The sequence below is a fragment of the Devosia sp. P3_B2 genome, assembly GCF_056402875.1.
The window spans coordinates 69,541-89,672 of sequence record NZ_JBFUGO010000012.1; the positions used below are offsets into that span (position 1 = coordinate 69,541).

The 20,132-nt window shown below is 64.4% G+C and carries 16 protein-coding genes; 12 read left to right on the forward strand and 4 right to left on the reverse strand.

What is annotated here, in order from left to right:
- The first annotated feature begins 87 nt into the window (after nt 1–87).
- From AC1DV8_RS18105 to AC1DV8_RS18115, 3 genes are all read left to right on the forward strand, one after another.
- On the forward strand, nt 88–1,497 hold the full coding sequence (locus tag AC1DV8_RS18105) for an ABC transporter substrate-binding protein (protein WP_477151909.1): 1,410 nt from the start codon (nt 88–90) through the stop codon (nt 1,495–1,497).
- 179 nt (nt 1,498–1,676) lie between these two features.
- Entirely contained in the window at nt 1,677–3,641 is a 1,965-nt protein-coding gene (locus AC1DV8_RS18110; RefSeq protein WP_477158400.1) for an ABC transporter permease, read from the forward strand.
- 89 nt (nt 3,642–3,730) lie between these two features.
- A complete protein-coding gene (locus tag AC1DV8_RS18115; protein WP_477158452.1) occupies nt 3,731–5,029 on the forward strand; it encodes an enolase C-terminal domain-like protein in 1,299 nt (432 codons plus the stop codon).
- Between the two features lie 193 nt (nt 5,030–5,222).
- Here the strand turns inward: AC1DV8_RS18115 and AC1DV8_RS18120 are convergent, their stop codons facing one another.
- Nucleotides 5,223–6,377, reverse strand: a complete 1,155-nt coding sequence (locus AC1DV8_RS18120; RefSeq protein WP_477158401.1) for a mandelate racemase/muconate lactonizing enzyme family protein — start codon at nt 6,375–6,377, stop codon at nt 5,223–5,225.
- A 294-nt stretch (nt 6,378–6,671) separates the two neighbouring features.
- Here AC1DV8_RS18120 and AC1DV8_RS18125 point away from each other — a divergent pair, with 294 nt between their 5' ends.
- The 6 genes from AC1DV8_RS18125 to AC1DV8_RS18150 all read left to right on the forward strand — a co-directional run bounded on the left by AC1DV8_RS18125 (nt 6,672) and on the right by AC1DV8_RS18150 (nt 14,222).
- Complete coding sequence (locus AC1DV8_RS18125; protein WP_477158402.1) at nt 6,672–7,694, forward strand: LacI family DNA-binding transcriptional regulator; 1,023 nt, start codon at nt 6,672–6,674, stop codon at nt 7,692–7,694.
- Entirely contained in the window at nt 7,691–8,575 is an 885-nt protein-coding gene (locus tag AC1DV8_RS18130; protein WP_477158403.1) for a carbohydrate ABC transporter permease, read from the forward strand. Before AC1DV8_RS18125 ends, AC1DV8_RS18130 begins: the two co-directional genes overlap by 4 nt.
- The gene (locus AC1DV8_RS18135; RefSeq protein ID WP_477158404.1) at nt 8,568–9,446 is read left to right on the forward strand and encodes a carbohydrate ABC transporter permease; all 879 of its coding nucleotides are present in this window, start codon (nt 8,568–8,570) and stop codon (nt 9,444–9,446) included. The genes AC1DV8_RS18130 and AC1DV8_RS18135 overlap by 8 nt, the downstream gene beginning before the upstream one ends.
- Before the next feature lie 31 nt (nt 9,447–9,477).
- The gene (locus AC1DV8_RS18140) at nt 9,478–10,710 is read left to right on the forward strand and encodes an ABC transporter substrate-binding protein (protein WP_477158405.1); all 1,233 of its coding nucleotides are present in this window, start codon (nt 9,478–9,480) and stop codon (nt 10,708–10,710) included.
- Nucleotides 10,711–10,867: 157 nt separating this feature from the next.
- Nucleotides 10,868–13,984: a glycoside hydrolase family 31 protein gene (locus tag AC1DV8_RS18145; protein ID WP_477158406.1), complete on the forward strand. Its 3,117-nt coding sequence runs from the start codon at nt 10,868–10,870 to the stop codon at nt 13,982–13,984.
- A 58-nt stretch (nt 13,985–14,042) separates the two neighbouring features.
- On the forward strand, nt 14,043–14,222 hold the full coding sequence (locus AC1DV8_RS18150) for a hypothetical protein (RefSeq protein WP_477158407.1): 180 nt from the start codon (nt 14,043–14,045) through the stop codon (nt 14,220–14,222).
- Nucleotides 14,223–14,620: 398 nt separating this feature from the next.
- On the opposite strand, the gene AC1DV8_RS18155 is transcribed toward AC1DV8_RS18150, so the two are convergent.
- The 3 genes from AC1DV8_RS18155 to AC1DV8_RS18165 form a co-directional block, all read right to left on the reverse strand.
- Complete coding sequence (locus AC1DV8_RS18155) at nt 14,621–15,709, reverse strand: BMP family ABC transporter substrate-binding protein (RefSeq protein ID WP_477158453.1); 1,089 nt, start codon at nt 15,707–15,709, stop codon at nt 14,621–14,623.
- Between the two features lie 128 nt (nt 15,710–15,837).
- The gene (locus tag AC1DV8_RS18160; protein WP_477158408.1) at nt 15,838–16,509 is read right to left on the reverse strand and encodes a flavin reductase family protein; all 672 of its coding nucleotides are present in this window, start codon (nt 16,507–16,509) and stop codon (nt 15,838–15,840) included.
- Nucleotides 16,506–17,243 (reverse strand): GntR family transcriptional regulator, encoded by a 738-nt coding sequence (locus AC1DV8_RS18165; protein ID WP_477151901.1) that lies wholly within the window; start codon nt 17,241–17,243, stop codon nt 16,506–16,508. The genes AC1DV8_RS18160 and AC1DV8_RS18165 overlap by 4 nt, the downstream gene beginning before the upstream one ends.
- Before the next feature lie 206 nt (nt 17,244–17,449).
- Between AC1DV8_RS18165 and AC1DV8_RS18170 the strand changes: the two genes are divergently transcribed.
- From AC1DV8_RS18170 to AC1DV8_RS18180, 3 genes are all read left to right on the forward strand, one after another.
- Nucleotides 17,450–17,593, forward strand: coding sequence for a hypothetical protein (locus AC1DV8_RS18170; RefSeq protein WP_477151900.1), 144 nt, complete (start codon nt 17,450–17,452; stop codon nt 17,591–17,593).
- Nucleotides 17,590–18,513 carry a DUF1989 domain-containing protein gene (locus tag AC1DV8_RS18175; RefSeq protein ID WP_477151899.1) on the forward strand — a complete coding sequence of 308 codons (924 nt, stop codon included), beginning with the start codon at nt 17,590–17,592 and terminating at the stop codon, nt 18,511–18,513. The genes AC1DV8_RS18170 and AC1DV8_RS18175 overlap by 4 nt, the downstream gene beginning before the upstream one ends.
- A gap of 254 nt (nt 18,514–18,767) precedes the next feature.
- Complete coding sequence (locus AC1DV8_RS18180) at nt 18,768–20,111, forward strand: ABC transporter substrate-binding protein (RefSeq protein WP_477151898.1); 1,344 nt, start codon at nt 18,768–18,770, stop codon at nt 20,109–20,111.
- The last annotated feature ends 21 nt before the right edge of the window (nt 20,112–20,132 follow it).

Consider the following 20,132-nt stretch of genomic DNA (forward strand, 5'->3'; position numbering starts at 1 on the left):
GAGGCTACGATCAGCAAGGCGGGCACGAAGAACCGCCAGATCGAGCCGTGACTAGGAGAGACTGCTACACCAGGAGGAGAAATCTTAATGACTTTCAAGAAGTTAAGCCGTCGCGACGTCCTGAGGGGGACAGTTGCTACAGGCGCCGGCCTTCTCGCCGCGGGAAGCGGCCTGCCGGTTTTCGCTCAGGATGCAGCCAAGCCCGCACCTGACGCGCCGCTTCCGGTAGGCTCGGCCGACAAGCTGACCGTCATCCACCGCACCGAATATTTCGAAGCTGCGCAAACCGCCTTCCGCGACACCGTCAGTGCTTTCGCGAAGGCCAACAATGTCGAGCTCGATATCTCGACCACCAACCCGGAATCGTTCGGCGATTTCCTCGGCAAGATGTCGGCGGCCGTCAAGGCCGGCAATCCGCCCGATTTCGCCTACACCAGCAACGTCTCCATCTCGCAACTGCACCTGCTCGACCTAGTCGAGGACATGACCGACGTCGTCGACGAAGCGGTCAAGCTTTATGGCGACATCATGCCGGGGCTGAACGCGGCCAAGACCGCCCAGTTCGACGGGCGCTGGGCGGCGGTTCCGCTCATCGGCACCACCACGGGCTACTATATGCGTGGCGACAAACTGAAGGAAAAGGGCATCGATCCGGCTTCGCTCAAGACCTTCAGCGATCGTCGCGAAGCGGCCCTTGCGATCTCCGGCCCGGATTTCTACGGCTGGGGCGTTACCCCCAACCAGTCCGGTGACGGCTTCGGCTTCCTGATCCTCCTGATCCAGGCCTTCGGTGGTCACTTCACCGACAAGGCGGGCCAGATCGTGCAGTTCGACTCGCCCGAGACGGTGGCCGCTTACGAGTGGCTCAAGGAGACCTACGACCGCAACGGCAAGTACGCCGCCATGCTGCCGCCGGGCGTCGAAAGCTGGACCGATACGTCCAACAACGAGGCCTTCCTCGCTGGCCAGATCGGCTACACGCATAACGCGTTCAGCGTCTATGCGCAGTCGAAGCGCGACAACAACCCGGTCTATCCGAACATCGTGCTGCTGCCGGCTCCGACGGCCAACAACGGCGACAGCCGCAATGGCGGCCAGGTCGGCGGGTGGATGACCGTGTTCAAGGGCGCCAAGAACGCCGACCTCGCCAAGAAGCTCGCTCTCGACCTGCTCGATCCGGTGAACTTCGGCAAGATCGCGGCGCTCGGCAGCGTGCTGTTCACGCCGGCCTACAAGAACCTGTGGACCGACGAACTGCTGGCGGGCGACCCGAACCTGAAGGTCATCAAGGAGCAGGTCAGCGTCACCGACCCGTTCCTCGGCCAGTCCTGGCCGGCCGATCCGAACGCCGGTGTCGATGCCATCCGCGCGCAGGGCGTGGTGGAGCAGTCCGTCGCCAACGTCATCTCCGGGCGCATGGCCCCCGCCGATGCGGTGAAGGATGCGCACCAGAAGATGCGCGATATCTTCGAAGAAGGCGGCATGACGCAGCCGTAGGACTGATGTCCGATGCGAGGGAGGGCGGCGCGACCGCCCTCCCGATTTCGATAGCACAGCGTCGACGACGGCCATCCTCCCTCGCGGGGCGTGAGCGCGGCTGTCTGCAACGGTTCACAAAGCCGTCACATCCGGTTCGGCCGAAAGCGCGATATACAAGACTTTGAAGGGAACAGTTCATGGTTGATCAGGCTCAGGTAGACAGCGCGCCGGTGCGGGCAGCACGGCCAATGTCCACCGCGCGCCGCCTGCAGGCGATACTCGGGCGCGATTGGAAAATCGCGATCCTGTTCATCCTGCCGATGGCGGTGATCATGGTGGGGCTGATCTTCTGGCCCTTCGTCAACGCCATCCTGATGAGCATGACCACGCTGAACTTCCAGACCGGCGACACCGTCAATGTCGGTCTCAAGAACTTCCAGCGCCTGTTCACCAACTCCGACTACCTGCTGGCGATGGGGAACACGATCACCTTCACCCTGTGGTCGCTGAGCATCAAATTCGTCACCGGCATGACCATCGCCATGATCCTCAACAGCAAGCTGCCGACCCGCGACCTCCTGGCCGCGATCATGCTGCTGCCCTGGATCGTCCCCGAAATCGTCACGGCGCTCGCCTGGAAGAGCATCTACGACCCGCTGTTCGGCGGCCTCAACCCGATCCTCCAGGGCCTCGGCGTCATCGAGAAGCCGCTGGGCTGGCTGTCCGACCCAAAGATGGCGATGGGCAGCGTCATTGCGGTGAACGTCTGGAAGGGCATCCCGTTCTTCACCCTGCTGCTGCTCGCCGGCCTCAAGGCGATCGACAACGAGCAACTCGAAGCCGCCGAGGTTGATGGCGCGAGCGCCGTGCAGCGCTTCCGCTATGTCACCCTGCCGGGGCTCAAATACGTCATCATCGTCGTGCTCTTGCTGAGCTTCATTTCCACCTTCAACCAGTTCGGCCTCATCTTCCTGATGACCGGCGGTGGCCCGGGCGGCGCGACGAAACTCTATTCGATCCTTGCCTACGAGAAGGCCATCGGCTCGCTGCAATACGGCCCGGGTAGCGCGATTGCTCTGAGCGTGGCGCCGCTGATGGCGATCCTTATCTACTTCCTCGCCAAGACCATGCGGCGCGAAGAGCGTGCTGCCGCCATCGACAGCAAGCCCAGCTTCGGCGCCCGGGTCGCCCGGGTGGTGCAGGCTGCCTTCGGCAGGGTGCTCGATGTCCTGTTCTGGCCGTTCGACATGCTGTTCCGCGGCTTCGGGCTCGTCGCGACGGCAGTTGGCCGCCGCTTCCCCGTCCCACCGGGCAAGAAGTATGTCGCCAAGCAACGCAACGAGCGCATCTATATCGGGATAAGGCTGCTAGTGCTGCTGCCGATCCTGATCTTCGTCTTGTTCCCGTTCTTCTGGGTGATCATCACCTCGTTCAAGACCACGCCGCAGATCAGCGCCCGGACCTCGATCTTCTGGCCGGAGCCGTTCACGATCGATCAGTACGTCTCGCTGATCCGCGACTCGCAGTTCCTCACCTGGCTGCGCAACTCGGTGCTGGTGGCGGCGGTGAGCACGCTCGTCTCGGTGACGTTCGCGGCGCTTGCCGCCTACGCGCTGACGCGGTTGAAATTCACCGGGGCAGGGCTGCTGACCACGTTCATCCTGATCACTTACCTCCTGCCTGGCACGCTGATCTTCATCCCGCTCTACCAGACCCTCAGCGACCTGGGTCTCATCAACAGCTACGGCTCGCTGATCGTCACCTACCCGACCTTCCTGATGCCCTTCGCCACCTGGGTGCTGATCGGCTACTTCCGCACCATCCCGGTCGAGCTCGAGGAAGCGGCAATGATCGACGGGGCGAGCCGCATCTACGCGTTCTGGAAGATCACCCTGCCGCTGGCGGCGCCGGCACTGCTGTCGGTGACGCTGTTCGCCTTCACCAACGCGTGGAACGAGTTCCTCTTCGCCTTCGTGTTCATCACCTCGGAATCGCTCCGCACGTTGCCCATCGGCCTCCAATCAATGGTGGTGGGCGACATCCTGCCCTGGGGCAAGCTGATGGCCGCCTCGCTGCTGACCGCGGTGCCGGTGGCGGTGCTCTACATGTACACCCAGCGCTTCCTCGTCGGCGGTCTCACCGTCGGCGGCGTCAAGGGCTAGTAAACAAACCCGGGGGGCGCCGCCGGCGCCCTCCGCTTCCTGCTCGAGAGATCCCCAGAGTGACGAACGCCACACCCATCGTCACCGGCATGCGGGTGGTGCCCGTCGCCGGCGAGGACAGCATGCTGCTGAACCTCAGCGGCGCGCACGCCCCGCTGTTCACCCGCAACATCGTCATCCTCACCGACAGCCTCGGGCATACCGGGCTCGGCGAGGTGCCGGGCGGCGAGGCCATCGCTAGCACGCTCGAGGACAGCCGCGAGCTGATCGTCGGGCGCGAGATCGGCGCCTATCGCACCCTGCTGCGGCAGGTCGGCGAGACCTTTGCGGGCCGCGATGCCGGTGGCCGCGGCGCGCAGACCTTCGACCTCCGCATCACCATTCACGCCGTCGCCGCCCTCGAATGCGCGCTGCTCGACTTGATGGGCCAGTTCCTCGGCGTGCCGATGGCCGAGCTGCTCGGCGATGGCCAGGTCCGCGACCGGGTCGAGATGCTCGGCTACCTGTTCTATGTCGGCGACCGGACCCGCACGCCGCTCGGCTATCGCGCCAACCAGGTCGGCGACGACTGGATCCGGTTGCGCGACGAGCCGGCGCTCGATCCGGCAGCGATCGTTCGCCTCGCCGAGGCCGCCGAGGCGCGGTACGGCTTCCGCGATTTCAAGCTCAAGGGCGGCGTGCTGGCCGGTGAGCAGGAGGCGGACGCTATCGAGGCCATGGCGGTGCGCTTCCCCGATGCGCGGCTGACCATCGACCCCAACGGCGCCTGGTCGCTGCATGAGGCGATCGGCATCGCGAAACGGCTGGCGCCGATCCTCGCCTACGCCGAGGATCCGTGCGGTGGCGAGCATGGGTTCTCAGGGCGCGAGGTATTGGCAGAGTTCCGGCGCGCCACCGGTATCAAAGTCGCGACCAACATGATCGCCACCGACTGGCGGCAGATGGGCCACGCGATAACGCTCGGCAGCGTCGACATCCCGCTCGCCGACCCCCACTTCTGGACCCCACGCGGCTCGATCGACGTCGCAAAGCTCTGCGCCCGCTGGGGCCTCACCTGGGGCAGCCACTCGAACAATCACTTCGACATTTCGCTCGCCATGTTCACCCAGGTCGGCGCCGCCGCACCCGGCGCCATCACCGCACTCGACACCCACTGGATCTGGCAGGACGGCCAGCGGCTGACAGTGGAACCGCCGCTGATCCGCGACGGCCACGTCGCGGTGCCGGAGCGGCCGGGGCTAGGAGTGGAGCTGGATGAGGCGGCGCTGGAAGCCGCGCACCAGCGCTATCGCGCGCTGCCGGCCGGGAGCCGCAATGACGCAGCGGCGATGCAGTACTTGATCCCGGGCTGGACGTTCGACCCGAAGCGGCCAGCGCTGGTGAGGTAGGGCACCGGTCTGCCTTCTCCCCTTGTGGGAGAAGGTGGCACGAAGCGCCGGATGAGGGGGCCCGCAACCACGGGTTGCGCGATCGGAGCGAAAGCGACGAGCGACGGAGTGCTCGGAGAGATACCCCTCATCCGCCCTTCGGGCACCTTCTCCCACAAGGGGAGAAGGCAATCCCCGCTAGGTCAATGCTGACTCAAGCAAACCAGGTCGTCCCCGGATACTGGTGCGCCTTCGCCACTTCTTCGTTCAGTTCCAGGCCGATCCCCGGTCGGTCGCTCAGCTTGATCCGCCCGTTCTGGATGATGTCGCCGCCATCGGTGATCGTCGACCAGTAGTCGCGGTTGAACCAGTGGAACTCGAGGATCAGGAAGTTCGGCACCGTCGCGCAAACCTGTGCCGAAGCCATGGTGCCGATCGGCGACGACACGTTGTGCGGCGCAAACGGGATCGAGTAGAGGTCCGCCATCTCGGCGATCTTGCGGCACTCACTGAGCCCGCCGCATTTCGGAATATCCGGCATGATGATGTCGAGGGCCTGCTGCTCGAACACCTTGCGGAAGCCATGGCGCAGGTAGAGGTTTTCGCCGCCGCAGATCGGCACGCTGGTCGAGCGCGTGATCTCTGCCATGGCGTCGATGTTTTCCGGCGGGATCGGCTCCTCCAGCCACATCAGCTGCAAGTGCTCGAGGTCCTTGGCGAGCCGGATGGCGGAGTGCTTGTCGAGCCGCGTGTGCAGGTCGCAGGCGACATCGACCTCCTTGCCGGCGGCCTTTACCACCATCTCGGCCAGCTCGACCATGCGGTCATGCTCCCACTTGTTGGGAGTCATGTTGAACTTGTCCTTTTCGTACCAGCCGGTCTCCGAACCGGTGTGGCCATAGGCGCGGATGTCGAGATCCACCTTGAGCGCGGTGAAGCCGGCCTCCAGCACCTCGTCGACCACCGCCTGCACTTCGCCCATGTTCATGCCGGGCGAGACTTCGCAGTCGCAATAGACGCGGATGTCGTCGCGGAACTTGCCGCCCATCAGCTCGTAGATCGGCACCTTCAGCGCCTTGCCCTTGAGGTCCCACAGAGCAATCTCGATCCCGGTCAGCGCCGTGATCAGCGCCCCCGCGAAGCCGCCCTCGAACACCAGGCTGCGCCGTGTCTCCTCGAAGATCGCGTCGATGGCGAAGGGGTCGCGGCCCACCAGCCTCTCGGCCAGTTCCTGGATGATGGCGATGGCCTGGTGGCCGCCATGCACGCATTCGCCGAGACCGGTGATCCCCGCGTCGGTCTCGATCTTCACCCACAGATGCATGCAATGGCCGCTCGTCGCCGCCGTCTTCACCGAAGTGATCTTCACGTCACGTCTCCCTCACTCTGCCCGCAATCCTCCGCGCGAGCCCGGGGCAGGTTACAGCCCGAGCCAACCTTGGCAACCCTCCGAACGGGTTAGAGAAATCGTTGCCCGGCCGCCTCCGCCACACCCCGCCTCACACCGCCGCCGTTGACAGGCCCGTCACCCCGGCGTAGAAAAACCCGACGGTTTAACGTAAAACCAATTCAAGCCTCTCCGCGCAGTTCGATCGAACCAAGAATCGTCGCGCGGAAACATGGGCTTAGAGGTTTAACGCGAAACCAGGGGAGGATTTCGACTTTGGCGCGAGCTACCATCAAGGACGTAGCACAGGCTGCGAACGTGTCGCCGATGACCGTGTCCAACGTCATCAACGGCCGCCGCGCCAAGGCCTCCGACGACACCGTCGAGCGCATCATGATGGCGGTGAAGACCCTCGGCTACCGGCCGAACATGAGCGCCCGCAGCCTCGTCTCGAACGCCTCGCGCATGGTCGGGGTGATCATCCCGTTCACGGAAAACCAGAACCAGCTGCTGCTCGATAACCCGTTCTATGCCGAGATGATCTCCGGCATCGAAAGCGCCCTGCGCGCCAACGGCTACTACATGATGCTCAGCGGGGTAGGGGAGAGCAATGCACAGCTCGATACCCTGTCGCACTGGAACATGGACGCGCTGATCGTCCTCGGCGTCTACCGCGAAGCCCTCTACGAGCGGCTGCGCGAACTCGACCTGCCGACGCTGCTGATCGACAGCTACATCGACGACCCCGCCTTCCATCGCCTCGGCGTCGACGACGAAGCCGCGGCCTACCAGGCGACGCGCTACCTGATCGGCAAGGGCCATCGCGGCGTGGCGCTGATCACCGGCGTCATCCGCACCGATGGTGTCATCGAGCGCCGCGTGGCCGGCTACAAGCGGGCGCTAGCGGAAGCCGGCATCGGTTTCGATCCAGCGCGTATCCTCTCCGGCTCCGTCACCTTCGACTGGGGCGCCGAGGCCGCCGAGCAGCTCGTCGCGCTCCCCGGCACCACTGCCGCCTTCTGCACCGCCGACCTGATCGCCGCAGGCCTCCTCGCCGGGCTGCACAAGCTCGGCAAGCGCATCCCCGAGGACTACTCGGTGATGGGTTTCGACAACCTGTCGATCTCGCGCATGGTCTATCCGGCGCTCACCACGATGGACCAGTCGATCCTCGGCAAGGGCCAACTCGCCGGCCGGCTGATCAGCGCCATCCTCGGCAAGACCGACGCCCCGCGCGAAAGCTTCATCGACGTCGCCATCGTCGAGCGCGACAGCGTCGCCACGCGGAGCACGTTATGAGCCCCGCCGCCGATCGCTCGAAGTATGTCGCGCTGGCGGTGCTGCTGCTGCCCAGCCTCGCCGGCATGGTGGTGTTCCTGATGGCCCCGGTGCTGTCGTCGCTGGTGCTCAGCTTCTCCGAGTGGGACCTGATCGGCGAGATCAACTGGGTCGGTATCGACAACTACCTCACCGCGCTCGCCGATCCTGCGGTGCTCGGCGCGCTCCGTAACACCCTCACCTTCATCCTCGGCTACTTGCCATCGGTGGTGATCATCGCGCTCGGCCTCGCCTTGCTGCTCAACCGCCGCATCAAGGGACGCGTGGTGTTCCGGGCGATCTATTTCGTCCCGGTCGTCACCTCCTGGGTCGCGGTGTCGCTGATCTGGAAGTGGCTGCTCAACCCGCAATACGGGCTGGTCAATTTCGCGCTCGGCGCCATCGGCATCAAGGGCCCCGGCTGGTTGTTCGACCCGGCCTGGGCGATGACCGGCGTCATCCTCACCTCGGTGTGGAAGGATATCGGCTTCGTCACGGTGATCTATCTCGCGGGCCTCCAGGATATTCCCGAGCCGCTCTATGAGGCCGCCGCGCTCGATGGCGCGACACCCTGGCAGCGCTTCTGGTCGATCACCTTCCCGATGCTGGCGCCGACGACGTTCTTCGTCACCACCATCTCGCTGATCTCGTCGTTCCAGGTGTTCGACCAGGTCTGGATCATGACCCAGGGCGGCCCCGCTGGCGCCACGTCGGTGATGGTCGAGCTGATCTACAAGAACGCCTTCAGCTACTACAAAATGGGCTACGCCTCGGCGATTTCCTGGGTGCTGTTCGCGCTGATCTTCGCCGTCACCATCGCCCAGAACCTCTTGCAGAAGAAGCTGGATCGGTCCGATGGCTGACGCGACCCTTCTCACCGCGAACTCGCTGAGCCGCGCCGCCGAGCGCAAGCGCCCGCCGGTCCGGATAGCCGACCTCGCCACCTACGCGATCCTCATCCTCGGCGCAGTCGTCATGCTGCTGCCCTTCGCCTGGATGGTCTCGACCTCGCTGAAGACCGCCGGCGCCACCTTCGTCACGCCGCCGCAATGGCTGCCCGACCCGGCCACCCTCGACAACTACACGAGGGTGTTCGACTCGGCCCCCGTCGGCCAGTTCCTCATCAACTCGATCTTCGTCTCGGTCACCTCGACTGCGCTGATGGTCCTCTTCTGCGCCATGTCGGGCTACGCCTTCGCCCGCATCGAATTCCCAGGCCGCACCGTGCTGTTCTACGCCTACCTCGCCACCCTGATGATCCCGCAGCAGGTGACCCTCACCCCGCTGTTCATCATCATGAACTTCCTCGGCTGGACCAACACCTACCAGGCGCTGATCCTGCCCTCGAGCTTCGGTGCCTTCGGCACGTTCCTGCTCCGCCAGTTCTTCCTTCGCCTCCCCAAGGAGATCGAGGAAGCCGCCTTCATCGATGGCGCCGGTTACATCAGGATCTTCTTCACCATCGCCATCCATCTGGCGCGCCCGGCGCTCGCGACGCTGGCGGTGTTCGCCTTCATGGCCAGCTGGAACAGCTTCCTGTGGCCCCTGATCATCACCACAGACCAGTCGATGATGACCCTGCCGCTCGGGCTATCCGCCCTGCAGGGCCGCTGGACCACCGACTGGAACGTGCTGATGGCCGGCACGGTGATCGCCACCCTGCCGATCATCGCCGTCTACATCTTCGCCCAGCGCTTCATCATCAAGGGCCTGTCCCATACCGGGCTCAAATAACGGACCAAAGGTCTCAAGGAGGAGAACGACCATGCTGCGTAGGACTTTTACCGGACTGTTGCTCGCAACCGCCCTCATCACCCCGGCGCTCGCCGAGGACGTCACCGTCAAGTACATGACCTTCTCGGCCGCGCCGAACTACCTGAAGGAACTCGACGCCACCATCGCTGCCTTCGAGGCCGATCACCCCGGCATCAAGGTCACCTACGAGACCGCCGCCTGGGACGCCTATTTCACGAAGCTGCAGACCCTCGTTGCTGCGAAGCAGGCGCCCGACGCCTTCGAGCTCAACTTCGAGAACTTCGTCACCTATGCCGACAAGGGCGCCCTCGCCGACCTCACCCCGCTGATATCGGCTGACACGGGCTTCTCGACCAGCGTCTACAACCCGACGGCGCTCGCCGCCTTCCAGCAGGATGGCAAGCAGTACGGCCTGGTCGAGAGCTTCTCCAACGTCGTGCTGTTGTATAACAAGGACCTGTTCGACGCGGCTAGCGTCGCCTACCCGACCGCCGACTGGACCTGGACCGAGGAGCTCGAGGCAGCGCAGAAGCTGACCAATGCCAGTGCCGGCGTGTGGGGCGACTTCGCCCCGATCCAGTTCTGGGAATTCTACAAGACCATCGCCCAGAACGGCGGCTCGATCCTCTCGCCCGACAAGAAGACCGTCACCATCGACAGCCCGCAGAATGTCGAGACGCTGCAGTGGATGATCGACAAGGTGTCGAAGTACAAGGTCACCCCGTCGGACGTCGAAATGGCGGGCCAGTCCTCCGAGGACCTGTTCAAGGCCGGCAAGATTGCCATGCTGCGCACCGGCATCTGGCTGCTCGGCGATTTCGCCGCCAACGCCAAGTTCAAGTGGGACATTGCGCTCGAGCCCGGCAAGACCAACAAGGCGCACCACTTCTTCGCCAACGGCGTCGCCGTCTCGGCCAACAGCGCCCACGCTGACGCCGCTTACCAGTGGATCAAGTTCCTCACCTCGTCGAAGGCCGCCGTCGACCTCCGCATCGCCGCCGGCTGGGAACTCCCCGCCGTCTCCGACGCCGCCGCCGTCCAGGGATACCTCGACCAGCCGGTCCCCGAGAGCCGCGAAGTCGTGTTCCAGGCCCTCGACACCGCCGTCGTCCCGCCGGTGATCGGCAACTGGAACCAGCTCACCGACGCCGTCGGCAAGGAACTCGAAGCCGCCAAACTCGGCCAGAAGACCCCCGAACAGGCGTTGAAGGACGCCAAGGTCGCGATCGAGGGGCTGCTCTAGCGCTACCTGCCTCTCAGTCGTCTCCCTCCCCCTCGCGGGGAGGGAGCAAGGGCGGGGGTGCGGAGCCACGACCTCTCCGCTCCACCCCAAGGTTTGCCTCCCAAAGGGCAAGGCCGGGAGCCCGCGGGCTCTCGGCCACTCACCACCGGAACCAGCCATGACCACCGACACCCGCGAACCCGCCCTCGCCGCCCACCACCCTTGGTTCCTCGACCTCTACGCCGCCCTGCTGCGCGATCCGACGACCGCCGCCCCTGAGGTCGCCACCCGCCTCACCACCGCCGATCCCAGCGACCCGATCGAAGCCGCCCTGGCCCTCTACCTTGCTGCCCTCGTTGCCCAATCGACCGGCGACCTAGCGCTGCTCCGCTCCACCAAAGCTGCGGCGCTCCGCACGTCCATCACCACCCGCCTCGAGCGCGAACTCTCCCCTAACCAGAACCACTTCACCGACACCTGGGTCGTCGCCCTCTGGGTCGCCGCTTTGCGCGAGACCAACCACGTCGTCCGCGACGAAGCCACTACCCGCTTGGTCGGCCGGGTGAAGAACCACGTCTACGCTCACCACGTCCGTATGGGGGCGCTGATGTCGTCCTCCGACAAGGCGACGCTCGACTTCAACGTGCTCCTCGCCGCCGTCCCCTTCGGCCTGTTCGACTGCGAGGACCTCGTCCTCGTCGACGCCGTCCGCAGCCTCACCACGCCCGACCGTCTCGCGTCAGCGACCGCCGCCGATCGCCAGCTGCTCGCCTGGTACTATGCCGAGCAGGGCAGCTACGCCAAAAGCCGCAAGCTCCTCGCCGACACCCCGGCCCCCATCGTCGCGCAGCGCCTCAAGACCCTCGGCCAGCTCGAAACCCGTTTCATCCGCCACAGCCCCGACGGCAACGGCAACCGCTACGAGCCGCTGGTCGAGGAGCGCTTCCCCAAGCTCATCACCGACACCGATGAGGTCATCGTCCGGGCCGTCGCTTCGCCCCTGTCGGCGGATGAGCCGCTCGAGCTGCTGGTCGGCAATACGGCCATTCCCGGCATGCTGAAGAGCGACTGCTGGGAGTTCATCCTTCCCCGCACCCCCGCCGGTTCACTCGTCGAGTACCTCATCCGCTTCAAAAGCCATTCAGACGTCGTGCAGGGACCGTTCAGCTACGAGGTCCTGACCCGGGTTCAGAATGTCAGCTCGGCTGACCTTACCGGCTCCCGCCTCGACCTCGTTCCCGGCGTAGGTTCTGGTTTCTCACCAATCCGTCTTGGCCCGGCGACCCTCACCGAAGTCTCCTACCTGCATGACCGCGCCGGCAAGATCCGCGAGATTTCCGCCACGCTGCTCCACCCGCCTTGCGGCTGGTACGGCTTCGGCGAGCGCTACAACGCCCTCAACCAGGCCGGCAATTTCGTCGATCAGTTCGTCTACAACCAGTATAAGGAACAAGGGCTTAGGACCTACATGCCAATGCCCGTCGGCTACACCGAGGCCGGCTTCGGCCTCCACCTCGCGACCGACTCCTACTCCTGGTTCGATCTCTCCACCCCAGGCGAAACCCGCTTCGGCGTCGAGGCCGACCACCTCGCCATCGACCTGTTCACCGGCTCTATCGCCGAGCAGGTCAGCCAGTTCATGGCCACCACCGGCGACCCCGAACCGGTCCCCGCATGGGCGCTGGGCCCTTGGATGAGCTCCAACAACTGGGACTCCGAGGCCGAAGTCAGGAAGCAGGTGGCCCTCACGCTCGAGCACGAAATCCCCGCCACCGTGTTGGTCATCGAGGCCTGGTCGGACGAGGCGACCTTCTACATCTTCAACGACGCGCAGTATGCCGAAAAGCCCGGCGCGAACGCCTTCGCCTACGGCGATTTCACCTTCCCCGAATGGGGCCGCTGGCCCGATCCAAAAGGCCTCACCGAGCACCTGCACGACAACGACCTGCGTCTGATCTTATGGCAGATCCCCATCATCAAGCAGTCCCCGGCGCTGAAGCACGCCCAGAAGCGCAACGACGAAAGCCATTTCTTTGCCGAGGGTTACGGCGTCCGCCACCCCGACGGCACGCCGCTCCGTCTGCCCGAAGGCTGGTTCAAGGACAGCCTGCTGGTGGATTTCACTAATCCCGAGGGCCGCGACTGGTGGTTCAGCAAACGCCAGTACCTCATCGACGAACTCGGCGTCGACGGCTTCAAGACCGATGGCGGCGAGATGGTCTGGGGCCGCGACCTCGTCTTCGCCGACGGCACCACCGGCCTCGAAAACCGCAACACTTATCCCCGCGATTACATCTCGGCCTATTATCGGTTCGCGCAACAGAACGGGGGCATCTGCTTTTCGCGCGCCGGCTACACCGGGGCGCAGACTTTTCCGGCACATTGGGCCGGCGATGAACGATCCACCTGGGATGCGTTCAAACGCTCGATCCTCGCCGGCCTCTCAGCCGGCATGTCGGGAGTGATTTTCTGGGGCTGGGACCTCGGTGGCTTCTCCGGCGAAGTCCCCAGCGCCGAGCTCTACATCCGCTCGGCCCAGATGGCGTGCTTCTGCCCGATCATGCAGTACCACGCAGAGAGCAAGGCCGAGTTCAACCAGGACCGCACCCCCTGGAACATCGCCGAGCGCTCTGGCGACCCGCGCGCCCTCACCGGCTACCGCTTCTACGCCAACCTCCGCATGTCGCTCATGCCCTACCTGCAGCAGGAGACGGCCTGGTGCGTCGCTCGGAAGCAGCCGCTGATGCGCGCAATGCTGCTGGATTATCAAAGGGATAGTCGAGTTATCCCCCTCTGGGATCAGTACATGTTCGGCCGCGATCTGCTCGTCGCCCCGATCATCCGCGAAGGCGAAACGTCGCGCGAAGTCTATCTCCCCGCAGGCCGCTGGTGGCACCTCTTCCAGAACCGCTGGTACGAAGGCGGGCGGACCCACCAAGTCGCTGCTCCGCTTGAGGAAATCCCGGTCTATCTGCGCGAAGGCACCATCCTCCCCCTGGCCTTCGACCAGGAAATCCGCCTGGGCGCCCCCATGCCCTCCGACATCGGCGCCCCACAGGTCACCGTCTTCCTGATCGCCGGCCTCCAGGACAACCAGCCCCTCCATCACGACGGCATCGAGATCACCCAGTTCGCCGGCGTCGTCAGGGTGACTGCCCCCGCCCAGCTCCCGCGCCGCTATCAACTGGTCTTCGTCGACGCTCCAACCCACGTTGAGCTGAACGGCATCCCGCAAACCCTTGGCAACCTTGATCTATCAGGCACCACCCTCGCCGCGCTGACCCTGCCTAAGTGAGATAAGCCGCACGCCAATCGTCGCTGGCGCCGACGGCCGTGCCGTTACGGACGAACAGGTGGACGAACAGCGCGAGGAGGGCGACGTCGAGGATATCCCCGGCCTAACAGATGGCCCAATGCGCGCCACCGACATCCTCCTCGCCGAAATCCGCAGCAAATCCACCCCAACCGGCAAGGTAGAACTGTTCGAGCCAAGACTGATCACCAGGAAGAGTTCGGGCAAACCAGCACATTGAGGGGCGCCTAACGGATGGCCACGAGAGCGGTTGGCTATGCCGGGTTGAGGCCCGCCAAATCAGTCGCGCCGTAACCGCAACATCACGGCGGCAGATGAATTCACAAGATTATTTGGAGAATAGTGCGCGCGGTAGCATGGGCGTCACCTGTACCTCGGTGCCGAGGAACGATGCCGCGGGCGAACGATGCCGATCGGCAGATATTCCCGAGTCCCAGGCTATGTCCGTGAAAGCCGTTGCAAACAGAACTACAGAACTAGGTCTGTGAGATGCGCGGACTCTGAGCGTGGTCAACTTGCAGAACACACGGCAGACCGCATGGCGGAGGGGTGACCGCTGTCTTGAACTCGGCTGATGCGGGACCCCGCCGAACAACGGGGCCCGCTCACAATGCAGTCTCAGGTGATGGAGCCGACCACACCCTCGATCAGGTAGTCCGTGCCCCACAGTGCGCCGTCGTAGAGGCCGAGCGTACCCTCGACGACGAGCTTGCCGGTATTGTCCTTGAGCGGGCCGACGAAGATCGGGGCCCCGAACTTGGTCTCGGCGATGGCCTTGGTGGCGGCGGCGATCGCTTCTTCGGTGGCCCCCGCGCCGAACGCGGTGGACGCGACCATGTCCTTGTCGTAGCCGCCCTCATTAACGTTGGGCAGCTTCTCGCCGGCGGCAATCAGTTTGGCGTATTCGGTGTAGACCGTGCCCCATTTCAGCTCGGCGCCAGTGATGAAGCCCTTGGGCGCCAGCGAAGCCTGATCGGCATTGTGACCACAGCTCTTGACCCCGCGCGCTTCGGCCGTCTCGACGATAACCTTGGGGCTGTCGACGTGGCAGGCGATGACATCGCAGCCGGCATCCACCAGCGCATTGGTCGCTTCGGCCTCACGCACCGGCAGGCTCCACTCGCCGGTGATGATGAGGCGCACCTCGGCGTTGGGGTTCACCTTTTTGACGCCCAGCGTGAACGCGTTGACGTTGCGCAGCACCAGCGCGATCGGCTTGGCGGCGATGAAGCCGATCTTGTTGGATTTGGTGGAGAGACCGGCGGCCACGCCGTTCACGTAGTGGCCTTGGTCGAGGTAGCAGAAATAGCCGCCCAGATTGATCGGATCGGTGTCCTTGTTCCACAGCGAGGTCGGGTGGCGGAACTCGACGTCCGGGTGCTTCTTCGCCGCCTCTTTCATGAACGGGTCGAAATAGCCGAACGAGGTCGGAAACAGGAGTTTTGCGCCATCAAGGCTGATCATCGATTCCATCGACTGGGCGACGGCATCGGTCTCGGGGACATTCTCCTCCTCGACCACGGTGACATCCGGCAGGGCCTTGAGCGCGGCGGCGCCGACGGCATGGGCCTGGTTCCAGCCGAAATCGGTGACCGGCCCGACATAGATCATGCCGATGGTGAGCGGCGTCGCGGCCTGTACCTTCAGTCCGCTCGCGAGCAGCAGCGATCCGGCAGCGGCGCTGCCGAGAAAGTGACGGCGGTTCATTGAGAAGTTGGACAAGGTTGCACCCCCATGAGTCCAGGTTTCATCGTCCGGGGAGCGCGGCATGCGCCCACCGTCTCGGCCGCGCGGCGGCGCGGCGATTGGTCTAGTCGGTTAGCTCCGGCGCGCTGTCAGGCGGCGCCGGCTTCAGTCACAAGGCGGTCGGCCTTGAGCTGTTCGTATTCGCCCACGCTGAGCGTCTTGATGTCGAACTGGTCGCGCGTGCGGGCATAACCATGGCCGCCGAGGCGGCCGATCGCGTCCATCTTGATCTGGTCGACGTAGAGGCGCGCCGGATCGACGATGTCGGCGCGGATATGGATGCCCAGCACCTCGCCCAAGACGATTTCGCGCGCCTTGCCGACCTCGATCGTCATGTGGCGGCGGCATTCCAGCGCCGCGGGCGCAGAGACGATGCGCGGGCTGCGCACGGCCTCGCCCGGGACTGTTTCGAGGCCGGCCTCGGCTAGTTCGTCGACGTCGGGCCCGAACTTGATGGCGCAGATCTCCATCTGCGCGGCTAGCGCATCGTCGACAATGTGGACAGTGAACTCCTCGGTCTCGCGGATATTGCGGGCCGTGTCCTTCAACCGCATGTCATCGTAATTCTCGATGCCGATGGCAACGATCGCCGGATCGTGGGTAAGGACGTTGAAGAAGCTGAACGGTCCGGCATTGCGCCGGCCTTCGCGGCTCAGCGTGGTGATGAACGCGATGGGCCGTGGGATCACCGTGCCGATCAGCAGCTTGTACCGCTCGCGGGCGCTCAGTTCGGCAAAGTCGAAATGCAGATGGCCGCTCATTTGGCGCGTTTCCGCTTGAGCGGGATGGCGCTGCCGCGGCCCGCGATGGCGCCGGCATAGCGGGACAGCACGTCGCCGAGCGCCACGCTGGCGGGGTCGGTATCGTGCAGGGCCCGGCGCTCCACGGCGGCCATGTGCACGTCCATGATGGCGATGGCCTTGACGGCGTCACCGGCCCGCAGCGCGGCGATGATCTCGGTGTGCTCGTTGGGGCCGCCGTGATCGTGGGTATGCGGCGAGCCATAGACGGCAAGGATCAGCGAGCAACGGGTCACGAGTTCGGACATGTAGCGCTCGAGCAGCACATTGCCGCTGAGCTTTGCCAACCGGATATGGAACTCGCCGCCGAGACGCCCGGCAACATGCTCCTCGTGCCGCTCGCGCGCCGCATCTTCTTCCCGCACCAGCCCCTCGAGTTCGGCGCCGAAACTGGGTTTCCAGCGCTTGATGACGAGGTCGACGGCCTGGGCCTCGAGCGCACGCCGGACCTCGAACACGTCGCGGGCTTCCGCCAGGGTCGGCTGGGCGACGATCGCCGTGCGCTTGGGGCGGGCGTCGACCAGCCCCTCCGACTGGAGCTTTGCCAATACCGCGCGCACCAGCGTCCGGCTCATGCCGAAATGCGCGCCGATCTCGTCTTCGGGCAGCTTGGTACCCGGCTGCAGCGCCCGCTCGAGGATCGCCTGTTTCAGCGCCTCATGAGCGATATCGATGCGGGGAGACGGTCGGGTCATCGGGGCCTCATGTTATTCGCACATTCATGCATACGAGATTGCAGGTGACAAGTATGCAAGATTTCGGCGTCGATCAGGCAAAAGCTCTATGAATCTGAGCAGGTTGTGACCAACATGCAGGAAATGCATGGCTGATCTGCAGGATTTCGGATCGCCGATCGTCCAATCATGTATACAGTTTTGGTATCCGAGACACGGAGGGGCGCATGCCGGCCAGGACCATTATCCTCAAGCTCAACCAGCAACAGCTCGAACTGATCGACCGCACGATCACGCAGGGCGCCGCTCCCGACCGCGCAGCGCTGGTGAAGCTCGCCATTCGCGAACACGCGGAGAAGCACGCCAAATGAGGACGGTGCTTCAGACCCGCGTTCTCGAGCCCGGCACCGGCAAGGCGATCGAATTGCTAGCCGGCCAAATCCTCCGCATCGAGCAGGTGGAGGGCGGTCAATGCGTCGATTTCAACGCCTTCAACCTCCACGACTACAAGGAGTTCATGCATTGCGGGCGCACCCGCACGGTGCACGGCTTCAACCCCACCGAGGGCACGTTCCTGTGGAGCCAGCCGCCGCGCGAGCGCGCGCTTCTCTACATCCTCAAAGACACCGTCAAGCGCAACGACGTACTGTTCCCGCGCTGCTCGGCCTATCTCTACGAAAGCGCCTACGGCTTTCACGACCACACCAACTGCCACGACATCCAGTCCGAGGCGCAGCGCGAGTACGGCCTGACCCCGGACGACGTACATGACAGCTTCAACTTCTTCATGAACACCGAAATCGGCGCCGACGGGCGGGCGACGATCACCCGTCAGTCGAGCCGGGCAGGGGACCACGTCGATCTCCTGGCCCTCACCGATGTGCTGGCCGTGCCCAATGTCTGCGGCGCCGACGTCATGCGCACCTCGAACTTCTCGCTGAAGCCGATCCGTCTCACGGTGTTCGAGGCGACGGAGGCGGACCTCGCGAGTGTCCCGGCGACGCCGATCCTCCGCAGCCAGCGGACGCCGAAAGACTTCCGCCAGCCCAACATCAAGGCCGACCGCGAACTCTACCGCGATCCCGCCTACGCGCCGGCCTTCACCAACGTGCCGATCCGTATCGAGGAGCTTGCCGTCACGCTGACCGAGCAAGAGGCGGCGATGTTCGACGCGGCACGGTTGCCGCTTTACGGCGACGACGAGGGCGCGGCACTACGCGACATGCTGTTTTCCTGGTGGGAGGAGCGCTACCTCGGGACCAACGCCGGGTCTCCAGCCATCACCAAGTGACCAGCGCTTCGGTGCTTCTGCACCGCCTGCTGGACGGCCTAGCCGCCCGCAAAAGCATTGTCCTGCCAAGCGAATTCCCGATGGCGGAGTAGCCCTCCGATCCAGTGTCCCATGCCTACTTGAATTGTTTAGTGAATAGTGCATTACTAAACATAAGAACTAAACACGCAGAGGCGTGTCGAGGGAGCCATACGGAGCGCTGAGGGGCGCTCGTATCAGGGGCTGCGTGGGCAGTCCCGCATTGGGAGGACAGCATGAATCCGACGTTGAGGACCGCTTTTGCGGGCGTAGCACTATTGTCTCTAGGAACCGTGGCGCCGCTGGTATCTGCGGGCGCCGCACAAGCCGAAGAACTGACCCTTTGCTGGGCTGCGTGGGACCCGGCCAACGCACTGGTCGAGCTCAGCAAGGACTTCACCGCCGAGAGCGGCATCGACATGAAGTTCGAGTTCGTACCGTGGACCAACTATGCCGAACGCTTCCTCAACGAACTCAACAGCAAGGGCCAGCTCTGCGACCTGATCATCGGCGACAGCCAGTGGATCGGCGGCTCGGCCGAGAACGGCCACTACATCAAGCTCAACGACTTCTTCGATGCCAACGGCATCAAGATGGACGACTTCGTCCCCGCCACCGTCGTCGGCTATTCCGAGTGGCCCAAGAACACCCCGAACTACTGGGCGCTCCCCGCCATGGGCGACGTCGTCGGCTGGACCTACCGCAAGGACTGGTTCGAAAACCCCGAGCTCAAGGCTGAGTTCAAGGCCAAGTACAACTGGGACCTCGCCGCCCCCACCACCTTCGACCAGCTCAAGCAGATCGCCGAGTTCTTCCAGAACCGCCAGATCGACGGCAAGACCGTCTACGGCGCCTCGATCTACACCGAGCGCGGCTCCGAAGGCATCACCATGGGCGCCATGGACGTGCTCTACAGCTACGGCTTCAAGTACGAGAACCCGGACAAGCCCTACGAGATGGAAGGCTTCGTCAACTCCGACAAGTCGGTGGCCGGCCTCGAGTTCTACAAGTCGCTCTATGATTGCTGCACCCCGCCGGGCGCCGCCAACAGCTACATGGGCGAGGGCGTCGATGCCTTCAAATCCGGGCAGGTGGCGATGCACATGAACTTTGCCTTCACCTGGCCGGGCCTGCAGAAGGACGAAGCCGTCGGCGGCGACAAGATCGGCTACTTCGCCAATCCCAAGGGCCCCGATGGCGAGCAGTTCGCCCAGCTCGGCGGGCAGGGCATCTCGGTGGTGTCGTACTCGACCAAGCAGGAAGCGGCGCTCAAGTATATCAAGTGGTTCGCCAACCCCGACGTGCAGAAGAAGTGGTGGTCGCTCGGCGGCTTCTCGTGCCTCCGCGCCGTGGTCGAGGACCCGGGCTTTGCCGCCAGCCAGCCCTACGCGCAGACCTTCCTCGACTCGATGTCCATCGTGAAGGATTTCTGGGCCGAGCCCGCCTACGCCTCGTTGCTGCAGGCCAGCCAGAAGCGCTTCCACGACTATGTCGTCGCCGGTCAGGGGACCGCCAAGGAAGCCCTCGACGGCCTGGTCGCGGATTGGACCGAAGTGTTCGAGGACGACGGCAAGCTCTAGCCGTCCGTTTCTCCTCCCCGG

Bases quoted from the DNA above. Each gene is read 5' to 3' on its own strand.
- AC1DV8_RS18135 (WP_477158404.1), top strand. From the start codon at position 8,568: ATGGCTGACGCGACCCTTCTCACCGCGAACTCGCTGAGCCGCGCCGCC.
- AC1DV8_RS18180 (WP_477151898.1), top strand. From the start codon at position 18,768: ATGAATCCGACGTTGAGGACCGCTTTTGCGGGCGTAGCACTATTGTCT.
- AC1DV8_RS18140 (WP_477158405.1), top strand. From the start codon at position 9,478: ATGCTGCGTAGGACTTTTACCGGACTGTTGCTCGCAACCGCCCTCATC.
- AC1DV8_RS18170 (WP_477151900.1), top strand. From the start codon at position 17,450: ATGCCGGCCAGGACCATTATCCTCAAGCTCAACCAGCAACAGCTCGAA.
- AC1DV8_RS18165 (WP_477151901.1), bottom strand. From the start codon at position 17,243: ATGACCCGACCGTCTCCCCGCATCGATATCGCTCATGAGGCGCTGAAA.
- AC1DV8_RS18155 (WP_477158453.1), bottom strand. From the start codon at position 15,709: ATGAACCGCCGTCACTTTCTCGGCAGCGCCGCTGCCGGATCGCTGCTG.
- AC1DV8_RS18130 (WP_477158403.1), top strand. From the start codon at position 7,691: ATGAGCCCCGCCGCCGATCGCTCGAAGTATGTCGCGCTGGCGGTGCTG.
- AC1DV8_RS18105 (WP_477151909.1), top strand. From the start codon at position 88: ATGACTTTCAAGAAGTTAAGCCGTCGCGACGTCCTGAGGGGGACAGTT.
- AC1DV8_RS18115 (WP_477158452.1), top strand. From the start codon at position 3,731: ATGCGGGTGGTGCCCGTCGCCGGCGAGGACAGCATGCTGCTGAACCTC.
- AC1DV8_RS18160 (WP_477158408.1), bottom strand. From the start codon at position 16,509: ATGAGCGGCCATCTGCATTTCGACTTTGCCGAACTGAGCGCCCGCGAG.
- AC1DV8_RS18145 (WP_477158406.1), top strand. From the start codon at position 10,868: ATGACCACCGACACCCGCGAACCCGCCCTCGCCGCCCACCACCCTTGG.
- AC1DV8_RS18110 (WP_477158400.1), top strand. From the start codon at position 1,677: ATGGTTGATCAGGCTCAGGTAGACAGCGCGCCGGTGCGGGCAGCACGG.
- AC1DV8_RS18175 (WP_477151899.1), top strand. From the start codon at position 17,590: ATGAGGACGGTGCTTCAGACCCGCGTTCTCGAGCCCGGCACCGGCAAG.